Below are 10367 nucleotides of genomic sequence, written 5' to 3'. Positions count from 1 at the left end.
TTTACGATGGAAGAGGCAGAAGCGTATACGAGACAGGGGAGGGGGCGCAGCTCGTCCACGAGCTGCTCGAAGGGGGTTGCGCCATGCTCCTCCGCCTGCCTGCGAGCTCTCTCGACCTGGCTCACCAGGCCGGCGAACGTGGGATCGCCGGTGAGGTCGGCCCGCAGGACGACCGTGTTCTCGAACGGACCGAGAGCGCCCGCCCAGCCATCGGGGCGACCGGGCACGGCCAGCCCGACGGCGATGTCGCGCTGGCCACCGTACCTGGACAGAACGGCCAGCCAGGCGGCGAGCAGCACATCGTCCACGGCGCTCACGGCCACGGCTCGCAACCGGGCGCCCAGCGCGGAGGAAACCTGCCAGCGGTGGCTGCCCATCGGCAGGGAGCGGCCTCGGCCCTGCGCGCGTATGCGGTCGGTAGGCAGGCTGAGATCGGGCAGTCCGCTGAGGGCGTGCCGCCAGTGGTCCAGGGCGCGGGCGGCCGCCCGGGTGGACAGCCGCTCCCGCTGCCAGGCGGCGAAGTCCGCGTAGGAACCGCCGCCGGCCGCTCCGCGCTCATCGGCGCCAGGGACCCGGGCGCTCTCGGATGCGGGGCCGGCGGCGTCTCCTGCTGTGACGGCCTGATCGCCCGCGTAGGCGCGGGCCAGCTCGCGGGCGAACAGGCCGATGGAGGGCCGATCCATGACCAGTTGGTGCGCCACCACCGCCACGACGTGCAGGCCGGGCCCACGCCGTACCAAGGAGACCCGGACGGGCGGTGGCGTGGCCAGGGCGGATATCTGTGCCGCCTCCCTGGCGACCAGCCGCCCGATCTCCCTGTCCTGTTCGCCGGGGCCGAGGCCGGACACGTCCACGAGGGGCACGCTCACCCACGCGGCGCCCGCGCCCGCCGCGCCGCGCAGGATGTCGTGGCGGCCGGCCACCACCCTGACGGCTTCCTGCAGCAGGCCCCCGTCCAGCTCGCCGCGTACCTCGAAGAGGGCGGCGGACGGGGCCCGGGTGCGTGCGGCGGTGGTGCCGGTCATCGGCGCTGCCCCTCGGCCGAGCCGGCGAGCAGCTTGATGGCGCTGGGCGGCTTGAGCTGCCCCCGCTCGATGAGGAACGACAGCGAGTCGTGCATCCACTTCTCGTCAATGTCCGGGGCCGTGATGTCCGTGCCCTCCTGCGCCTCGAGCGTGTGGGCGCACTCGAGGCGGGGATCGAGCTTGAGGTGGTCGTCCCACCGCATGGGCAGCCCGGCCTCGCCACTCTCGTACAGGAACAGGACGGGTAGCAGCGGATAGATGGGGTGGCCGGGGCTGACCCGACGGGCCCGCTCGACCGCCTCGCTGAAGGGCACGACCTCGAATTCGTACCCGTACGACCGGACCCAGTCGTAGGTGGCCATCGTGGGGATCGCGTCCACGTTCCACAGGTGGAAGATCTCCCCTATCGATTTCTCCTGCATCGTGATGTGCACGAAGGTCTTGCTCGCGTAGTCGACGGTCGTGCAGTTCAGCACCTCGTCGTACTCCGGCAGGATGCCGAGCTCGAGGAAGCCGCGCAAACCTACGAGGATGTAGTCGGTCTGGTGGCAGGCGCCCGTCTCCGTGTGCCCCATCATGATCGACGGGCGGAAGATGGTCGTGGGCACCCCGCGTTCCTTGGCCAGCTCGACGATCTTCTCGGAGATCCACTTCGTCTGCGGGTAGCTGAACGGCACGTGCGGCGGCAGCTGCGGCAGCGGGTCCTCCAGGAAGGGCCGGGGCATGTGTGAGCCGACGAGCACGTCGATCGTCGACACGAAGTGCACGATCTTCACCTTCGTGGTGCAGGCGAGGCGCAGCACCTCCACGGTGCCGTGCACGTTCGGGCCCTTGAGCACCGAGTACGGCCAGACGAAGTTGACCAGCGCCGCGTTGTGATAGATCGAGTCGATCTTGCCGGCCAGGTCGGTGAAGGCCTTCTCCGACAGGCCGAACCGCGGCTCGGACAGGTCGCCCACGACCGGCTTGACGCGGGTGCGGAACTTGTCGTCCCAGTTGACCTTGAACGTGTCCGCGGTCCGCTTGAGCCGGTCGATCGCGTTCTCCGGGCTGGAGGCCCTGACCAGGCAGTGCACGTCGGCACTGGTCTGCTCCAGGATCTGCTCCAGGATGAAGATGCCCAGGTAGCCGGTCGCGCCGGTGAGGAAGACACCCGACGGGTTCATGATGTCGGCCATCGGCAGGCCGTCCGGCTTGATGTCGGGGTCGAGCTGGATCTCCGAGAGCATCGTCGCCGGGTCGCGGGAGTCCTGCAGCCCCTGGTAGCCGCCCTTCCAGAACAGCTCGATCGTGCCGGCGACGCCCTCCACGGTGGGCTGCGTGAACAGCAGCGGCAGCGGCAGGTCCACCCCGTAGAGCCCGGCGAGGATTGCGCCGACTCTGGCGATCAGCAGGGAGTTCCCGCCGAGCTCGAAGAAGTCGTCGTGCCGCCCGACGCGCTCGATGCCCAGCGACTCCCCGAACGCCTGCGCCACCTCCCGTTCGACCTTGGTCTGCGGCGCCTCGTACGGCGCGCTGCGACGCTGCTGCTCGTCCGGCGAGGGCAGGGCCTGGCGGTCGACCTTGCCGTGGGGGGTGAGGGGGAGTTTGTCGAGGAAGACGTAGGTGGTGGGGAGCATGTAGTGCGGCAGGCTCGCCAGGAGGTGGGTGTTGAGCTCCTCCCGGCTGATGGCCTCGGCCCGGGTGATGAGGTACGCGATGAGGCGCGGATCCCCGGCCCTCCCGTGATCGGCGATGACGACGGCGTTGGCGATGGCGGGGTGGTTTTGGAGGGTGGTTTCGATTTCGCCGAGTTCGATGCGGTAGCCGCGGATTTTGGTTTGGGTGTCGGTGCGGCCGAGGAATTCGATGGTGCCGTTGGGGAGCCAGCGTCCTCGGTCGCCGGTGTGGTAGAGGCGTTGGCCTGGGTGGTGGGGGTCTGGGGTGAAGTGTTCGGCGGTGAGGGCGGGGCGGTTGAGGTAGCCGCGGGTGATGCCGGGTCCGCCGATGTGGATGTGTCCGGGGATGCCTTGGGGGAGGGGGTTGAGGTCGTCGTCGAGGATGTGGACGTGGGTGCCGGGGATGGGTCTGCCGATGGGGACGGTGGCGCCGGCGAAGTCCGGCGGGCAGGGGTGGAAGGTGCTCCAGACGGTGGCCTCGGTGGGGCCGTACTCGTTGTAGAGCGGAGCCTCTGGCAGCGTCTCGTAGTGCTGGCGCACCAGCGCCGCGGGCAGCGCCTCGCCGGCCAGCACGCAGAAGCGCACCGTCCGCAGCGCCTGCGGCTGCACGTCCAGCATGACCGAGTACTGCGACGGCACCCCGTCCAGATGCGTCACCTGGTGCTGCTCGATGAGCCGCCCCAGCAGCCGCGGATCCTGCATCTCCACCGGGTCGGGCAGGACCAGCCGGCCCCCCTGGCCGAGAGTCCAGTACAGCCCGGCCGCCGAGGCGTCGAACGTGAACGGCGCCAGCATCAGGTATGCCGCCCCCGCCACGTCCGACGCCTCGCCGAACGCCTCCTGCCGCGCGGCCGTGGCGTGGGCGACGTTCGCGCAGGACACAAGGACGCCCTTGGGCGTGCCGGTCGAGCCGGAGGTGTAGATGATGTACGCCAGGTTGGTGGGGTCGATCGGCGTGTCCAGGTCGGTGCCGTCCGCGCCGTTGCCGAAGTTGTCCAGTGTGATCGTGGTGACGGCCTCCGGCCAGGTCCGCTGGTGATGGCTGTGGGCGAGCAGCACGTCGATGCCCGCGTCGGCGAGGATGAAGCGCTGGCGCTCGGCGGGCGTGTCCGGGTCCAGGGGAACGTAGGCCGCCCCCGCCTTGAGCACCGCCAGCAGCGCGGTGACCGTGTGCGTCGTGCGCTCGGCGATCACGCCCACGCGCTTCTCCGGGCCCGCGCCCAGCTTGCGCAGGCGGCGGGCGAGCCGGTTGGCCCGGGTGTTGAGGGCACCGTACGTCAGCCTGTCAGATCCGGCCGCGACCGCCACGGCCTCCGGGTTCCTGGCAGCCTGCTCCTCGATGAGCCGGTGCACCAGCCGGGGCTCGGCGGTGTGCGCGGGGCCGTCGGCCCATTCGCGGGTGAGGCGGGCGTACTCGCCGGGGGGCAGCATGGGCAGCGCGGAAAGCACCTGGTCGGGCCGCTCGGTGGCGGCCAGGCTGAGCGTCCGGAGGTGGGTGAGCATCCGTTCGGCGGTGCTCGCGTCGAACAGCTCGGTCGCGTAGTCCAATCGTACGGACAGGCTCCCGTCCTCGGCCGTGGCCAGGCGGAGAGTGAGGTCGAATGGCGCGAGGGGGGCGTCCGTCCACGTTTCTCGCCACTCGAGCCCGGCATGCGACATGGTGAGGGCCGGCTCGTCGTGGACGAAGCGCACCTGGTAGAGGGGCGGCGCGGTGGAGTCGCCCTGCGGGAGCTCGTCCACGAGGTGCTCGAACGGTGTCTCCTGGTGGTCCATCGCCTGTGTGCGGGCGTCGGCGACCTGCGCGAGCAACGCGGCGAATGCGGGGTCGCCGGTGAGGTCGGCCCGCAGGACGATCGCGTTCTCGAACGGGCCGAGAGCGCCCGCCCAGTCATCGGGGCGGGCGGGCACGGGTAGGCCGACGGCGATGTCGCGCCGGCCGCTGTACCGGGACAGCACGGTCAGCCAGGAGGCGAGCAGCACGTCCGGTACCGTGGCGCCGGTCCGGTCGGCCAGCGCCTCCCATCGGACGGCCAGGTCGGCCGGCACCTGCCAGCGGTGACTCGCGCCGGACAGTGAGCGGGTACCCATCGGGGGGCGTGGCCGGTCGGTGGGCAGGTTCATGTCGGGCAGTCCGCCGAGGCGGTGCCGCCAGTAGTCGAGGTCGTGGGCGGCTTGGGGCGTGGCCAGCCGCTCGCGCTGCCACGCGGCGAAGCCGGCGAACGTGGCCGGCTCGTCGCCGCGCGAACGTGCCTGCCCGGTCTCGGTGTACGCCCGCGCGATCTCGCGGACGAACAGCCCGACGCTGGCCTGGTCCATGACGAGCTGGTGTGCGACGACCACCATCGCGTGATGCTCGGGCGCCCGGCGTACCAGAGATACCCGCACCAGCGGCGGGGTCGCGAGGTCGAACACCTGCGCCGCCTCTCTGGCGACCAGCCGCCCGATCTCCCTGTCCTGCTCGTCCGAGGCCAGACCCGACACGTCCACCAGGGGCACGCTGAGCCACACCGAGGATGAGGGGGCCCACACCGGTTCCCCCTCGACCTCGACGAACCCGCCTGTGAGGATCTCGTGCCGCCCCGCCACGGCCCGTACGGCTTCCTGCAGCGCGGCCGCATCGAGCGGGCCCCGCACCTCGGACACGCCGAGAACGTGGGTCGGGATGGTGGGCTCCATCTGGCGGAGCACCCACAGCCGCCGCTGCAGTGGGCTGAACCGGTCGACGCCGCGACTCCGCTTCTCGACCAGCAGCTCAGCCAGCAGCCGCCGCTTCTCCTCCGCGGAGAGGTTGCCTATGTCTTCACGGCGAGAGGTCATCGTCCGTTCCCTTCGGCGGTGGCGGCAGAGTAGGCACGCTTCCTACTCGTCTCGCCGGAAGGGTAAATACGACGCCGTCGGCACTCACAGGGCGGAATTCCAACATTCGCTGTCGGGACCGCCTTCCGGTGACCGGCAATCGGTGCCCGCGACCAGCCGAGGTCGACGGCCGAGGGGATATTGGTTTATCGCACGGGAGTGTGGGGAGGGCGGAGGAGTGTCCCCCAAAGCCAGCGACGGGGAGGCTGAGCGGAACACGTCCGTCCATTCCGCGTTGTCTCCTTCGCCGCCGAATCTGGTCACGTCAAGAGTGGACGTCCTCGTCATAGAGGCAGATCCCCTTGCCAGAGGGGTCATCAAGGAAAGCATCTGCCGCGAGCCGTCCCTGAACCTCGTCGCCGAGGCCGACGGCAGAGACGGGGCTCGGGAGCTGATGCGATCCTGCCCGGACTGCGTCGTCGTCATCGACCCGTACCAGCCCAAGGTGGGCGCGTCCGTGCTGCACGAGATCGCCGAGACCTGCCAGTGGCAGGTCCTCGTCTTCACGGCGACCCGCTCCAGGTCGTACGTCTCCCAGGCGGTCGCCGCGGGCGCGATGGGCTACCTGCTCAAGGAGAACGGCGCCTGTGCGCTCAGCGCCGCCGTGGTGGCGGTCGCCTCGGGCAACGTCGTGCTCGCCGACTCGGCGGCCCGAGCGCTTCTGCCGATGCCCGCCGGGAGGAATACGCGTGGCCGGCTGCTGCGCAACCTCACCGAGCAGGAGCTGCGCATCCTGCGCTTCCTCTCGCTGGGAGCCGGCACGTCAGAGATCGCCGCCGTCCTGCACATCAGCGACTCCACGGTCAAGTCGCACATCTCCCACATGCTGTCCAAGCTTGAGGTACGCGATCGCACGCAGGCGGTCGTCCTCGCCTATCAGAGCGGCCTCATCTCGGTCGCCGACTTAGAGTGGACGCCCGCGCTCCACGGGGATTGACCGGTTTCCGGAAGCCGGAAGGCGACGGTTGCCAGATCGTCCACCTCGGGATCGTTCGGCTGGAGTATGGCGCTTCCTACTATGGTGACCTGCCGGCCCACCACGGTATGAGGAGGTTTGGTCATGGGCGCGGGATGCCCCGAGATCGGGGTCGTCGTCCTTCCGGAAGACGGTCTCGTACACAGCCGCACCCCGCTCGACGGTTCGCTCCGGGCGGGCCTCACGGCGGTGGCGGACGCACTGGCCCAAGCCCGCCTCGCCCTGCTGAGCCCCGCCGGGGTGCCGGGCTCGGCCGTAGAGGTGATCGGCGGGGCCGCCGACCAGGTGTGCGAGCTGGCCCGCCGGGCCGCGCTGCCGCCGCTCGACGTCTCGGGACTGGCGCCGATCGTGCCGAATCACGACTACTTCGGCGTCCGCACGGCCAGGCTGGACGGCCGGCGCCTGGCTGCCGAGGTGACGACGATCGCCGCCCGCGCCCTCGACGACCTGCGGCACGCCCGGCTGGAGGTGAACGACCTGGCGGCCGAACTCCTGGCGATATCCGACCTCTTGAGCGGGCTCCCCGGCGACGCCTCCGCACGCGCGACAGGGCCGTCCGGCGGCGCCCGTGCCCGTGTGCAAGGGCTACCCGGCGACGGCCCGTACTTCCCCGTCCCGACCGAGCTGACCCGCTGGATCGTCGTCCACCACCTCTACTTCCTCCTCAACCTCCGTGCCGCCGGCGCCGTGTCCCGTGCCGCAGGAGCGGCGCGAGACGGCGACCGGGCGGCCACGCTCGCCGCGCTCAGGGAGGCGACCGTCCACGCGCGGGGCTTCACCGCCGCCATGGTCCATTCCGGTGACATGTCCGAGGCCTGCTACGAGGCGACCGTCCGCCCGACGATGCGTCCTCCCGCTGTGGATATGGAGCTCACCGGCCGCACCCAGCCCGAGCACCGCTCGTACCGGCGTGCGATGGCCAGGCTCGTCGAGGAGCTTTCCGAACCCTACGCCGCGCTGGCCACCCGCGACCCCGAACTCGCCCTCGCCAGGGACGCGCTTCTCGAAGCCGACCTCATCGACATCGAACGGCACGTCCTCGTCGCCGCCGCGCTGGTGGGCGACGACCGCTCGATCATCCAGGGCGAGGCCACGGAGGGGAACGCGGTCAGCATGCTCCGCACGATGCGGCATGCCAGGGCTGACCGGTACCGCCTTCTCATGAGATACGGCGACGACGTGACGGCGGCCTTGCCATCGCCCGCCGCCGCGGAAGGGAGACCACCTGATGGCCGGCTCGCACGTACGACCCCCGATGGACCTTGACCGGCACCTGGAAATCGACCCGGCGGAATGGAGCAAGCCAGACACCTACGACCTGGTGACGGCGCTCGTGGTGCCCAGACCCATCGCCTGGGTCTCCACGGTGTCGCCGGGCGGCCACCGGAACCTCGCGCCGCACTCGTACTTCAACCTCGTTGCCGACCATCCGGTGCACGTGGCGTTCAGCTCCGTCGGCGTCAAGGACACCCTGCGCAACGTCCGTGAGACCGGCGAGTTCGTGATCAACTTCGCTGGCCAGCAGCTGCTCAGCGCCCTGGACGCCACGGCTGCGGACGTCGATCCCGAATGCGACGAGTTCATGATCGCGGGGGTGACGCCGGAGGCGTCGCGCCGCGTCCGGCCGCCCCGCGTCGCGGAGGCGCCCGCGCACTTCGAGTGCGTGCTCGCCGACCAGGTGCCGGTCGGCAACTGCACGCTGATCATCGGCCAGGTCGTCCACGTGCACGTGGCGCCGTGTGTCTGGTCGAGGCGCCGCGTCAACCCCGCCGCGCTGGACCCGACCGTGCGGCTATCACGCAGGTACGGCAGACTCGCACCGGTCTTCACGCCCGAGGAGAGCCCGAGCCCGCATGTGCTGGCGGAGTGAGAGGGAGGGGTGCTGCTAGCGGGGCCCGGTTCAGGATGCGACCGGCAAGGGTTTGCGCGGCCAGTCGAAATAACGCGCGCCGATGAGGGCGATCTCCAGCGCCAGGCGTTCCCTGGGCACATGGACGTCGTGCCCGGTCAGGGCACGGATGCGGTTCAGCCGATACGTGACGGCACGCTCCGTCAGGTAGAAGCGGCGAGCGACCTTGGCCGTCACGCAGCCGGAGGCGAAGTAGCCGTCCAGCGTCTCGAGGAGTGGCTCCGCACCGTAGCGAGCGTTGACCAGCGGCCCGAGGACCGTGCCGATGAAGTCCGCGATGACCTCGGCATCCCTGAGCACCACCCGGTAGAGCAGCAGGTCGGCGGCCGCGACGACCCGCTCGGAGAAGCGGAGCCGGGCGGCGAGCTGCAGCGCGTCGCCACAGTCACGGTAGGAGCGGCACACCCCCTGCACGCCGGTGCGGGGCTGGCCGACGGCCACCCGCCAGGACGTCGAGGCCTCCTGCTCGACCACCCTGGCCAGTGCGGCCCCGATAGGCGCCTCCGCCCTGCCGTCGTGCCGAGCCGGCGGGGCTACTGGAGCGATCACCAGAATCCTGCCGTCCTTGATGGCCGTGAGCACGTTGCCGCGGTCCGTGCCCGCTCGCAGGGCCGCCTCGGCCCGAGCCAGGATCCTGTCCGATTCGCCGAACGGCCGTGCCGCCTCGGCCACCGCCACGACGTGATCGGCCACGAGTTGCAGGCCGAACCGCTCGGCACGGTCCGCGAGCGAGCTGATGTCGCCGGTGCCCTCCAGCAGGTCGTCGATGAACCGCCGACGGGAATCCTCCTCTACGCGCAGCGCCTCCTCCTGTGCCTGCTGGTAGCCGGAGGTCACGGCGCCCACCGCGGTCGTCATGGCGGTCAATACGTCAGAGCCCATCGTGGCCACGGCGTCGGCGTCGAGCATGCAGCCGGACCGCCCGCGCGCCATGCGCGGCAAGTCGGGCCAGGCTCGCTTCGTCGCGCGGACGAAGAGGTCGACGGTGGCGCCCAGCGACAGGCCCTCGTGGGCGGCGGTCGCACCCGCGCTCTCGAATTCCTTCAACTCCCGCTGGCTCAGCGTGCGGCCCGTGGCGGCCACGTCGAGCAGCGTTTCGGGGTAACCGGCTAATTCGATCCCGCCCGGCTCCACGATCGGCTGGAGCCCTTTCTCCTTGTCTGCCATGGGTATCACCCAAGTACGTTGTCGATGGAATACCGTCCAGGCCCCAGTAGATCGCGAGAGGGAGAACCTGTCATCCGCCACGGGAGGTCGGCCACTCCTCCAAAGTGGGTCGCCATCCCATCCGGCTCAACTATCGGGGGAGACGACCTTCGCGATCACGGACAGCACGTCGGCGAGCCGGTCCTGGACGAAGAAGTGGCCGCCGGGCACCTCGTGGAAGGCGAACGCTCCGCTGGTCTGCGCCTCCCAGGCCTCCGCCTGGGCGCGGTCGGCCTCCGGGTCCGCCGTGCCGGCGAATGCCGTAACAGCGTGGTCGAGCGGCGGCTCGGGCTCGTACGCGTAGTTCTCGACGACGGCGAAGTCCGCGCGCAGCACGGGCAGCAGCGCGTCCAGGATCCCAGGGATCCGGAACACCTCGGGCGAGAGGCCGGCCATCTCCCGCAGGCGCCGGACCAGGTCCGCTTCGGCCAGCGGGTGCAGCGGCGGCGGCTGGGGCAACTGCGGGGCGGGGCACCCGGACACGAACAGGTGCAGCGGTCGTGGCGCGCCTCGACGGCGCAGCCAGCGGGACAGCTCGAAGGCGACACGCGCGCCCATGCTGTGCCCGAACAGTGCGAACGGCCTGTCCACCGCCTCGGCGACGGCCGGGCCGAGTCCGTCGAGCAGTTCGCCCATGTCGTCGAGGGGGCGCTCGCCCATGCGGCTCTCCCGGCCGGGCAACTGCACGGCGCAGACCTCGATCGCGGCGGGCAGCCCGCCCGCCCCTGTCTCTTATA

The 10367-nt window shown here is 70.7% G+C and carries 7 protein-coding genes; 3 read left to right on the top strand and 4 right to left on the bottom strand.

What is annotated here, in order from left to right; all coding sequences use genetic code 11:
• Together EJK15_RS63875 and EJK15_RS63870 are read right to left on the bottom strand one after the other, a co-directional pair.
• Nucleotides 1-1025: condensation domain-containing protein (locus tag EJK15_RS63875; protein WP_240778012.1), on the bottom strand; the 1025-nt coding region annotated here is incomplete at its 3' end.
• Nucleotides 1022-5500, bottom strand: coding sequence for a non-ribosomal peptide synthetase (locus EJK15_RS63870; protein ID WP_138720019.1), 4479 nt, complete (start codon nucleotides 5498-5500; stop codon nucleotides 1022-1024). The genes EJK15_RS63875 and EJK15_RS63870, both read right to left, overlap by 4 nt.
• A gap of 310 nt (nucleotides 5501-5810) precedes the next feature.
• Between EJK15_RS63870 and EJK15_RS72200 the strand changes: the two genes are divergently transcribed.
• The 3 genes from EJK15_RS72200 to EJK15_RS63855 all read left to right on the top strand — a co-directional run bounded on the left by EJK15_RS72200 (nucleotide 5811) and on the right by EJK15_RS63855 (nucleotide 8385).
• The gene (locus EJK15_RS72200) at nucleotides 5811-6476 is read left to right on the top strand and encodes a response regulator transcription factor (protein WP_171075318.1); all 666 of its coding nucleotides are present in this window, start codon (nucleotides 5811-5813) and stop codon (nucleotides 6474-6476) included.
• A 123-nt stretch (nucleotides 6477-6599) separates the two neighbouring features.
• Nucleotides 6600-7781 (top strand): hypothetical protein, encoded by a 1182-nt coding sequence (locus tag EJK15_RS63860; RefSeq protein WP_206062124.1) that lies wholly within the window; start codon nucleotides 6600-6602, stop codon nucleotides 7779-7781.
• Nucleotides 7744-8385, top strand: coding sequence for a flavin reductase family protein (locus tag EJK15_RS63855; protein WP_206062122.1), 642 nt, complete (start codon nucleotides 7744-7746; stop codon nucleotides 8383-8385). Before EJK15_RS63860 ends, EJK15_RS63855 begins: the two co-directional genes overlap by 38 nt.
• Before the next feature lie 30 nt (nucleotides 8386-8415).
• Here EJK15_RS63855 and EJK15_RS63850 read toward each other — a convergent pair whose 3' ends face one another.
• Both EJK15_RS63850 and EJK15_RS63845 read right to left on the bottom strand, forming a co-directional pair.
• On the bottom strand, nucleotides 8416-9591 hold the full coding sequence (locus EJK15_RS63850; protein WP_138720017.1) for a PucR family transcriptional regulator: 1176 nt from the start codon (nucleotides 9589-9591) through the stop codon (nucleotides 8416-8418).
• Between the two features lie 126 nt (nucleotides 9592-9717).
• The gene (locus EJK15_RS63845; protein ID WP_276615590.1) at nucleotides 9718-10332 is read right to left on the bottom strand and encodes a thioesterase II family protein; all 615 of its coding nucleotides are present in this window, start codon (nucleotides 10330-10332) and stop codon (nucleotides 9718-9720) included.
• Nucleotides 10333-10367 lie beyond the last annotated feature (35 nt).

Origin of the sequence: Nonomuraea basaltis (assembly GCF_005893125.1) — a bacterium.
In the GTDB taxonomy this organism is placed as follows: Bacteria; Actinomycetota; Actinomycetes; order Streptosporangiales; family Streptosporangiaceae; genus Nonomuraea; species Nonomuraea basaltis.
The sequence above is the reverse complement of the archived record's forward strand: the minus strand, read 5'-3'. Positions and strand labels throughout refer to the sequence as shown.

Excerpts from the sequence above, each read along its gene's own strand:
- EJK15_RS63870 (WP_138720019.1), bottom strand. The coding sequence starts at position 5,500 with ATGACCTCTCGCCGTGAAGACATAGGCAACCTCTCCGCGGAGGAGAAG.
- EJK15_RS63860 (WP_206062124.1), top strand. The coding sequence starts at position 6,600 with ATGGGCGCGGGATGCCCCGAGATCGGGGTCGTCGTCCTTCCGGAAGAC.
- EJK15_RS63855 (WP_206062122.1), top strand. The coding sequence starts at position 7,744 with ATGGCCGGCTCGCACGTACGACCCCCGATGGACCTTGACCGGCACCTG.
- EJK15_RS63850 (WP_138720017.1), bottom strand. The coding sequence starts at position 9,591 with ATGGCAGACAAGGAGAAAGGGCTCCAGCCGATCGTGGAGCCGGGCGGG.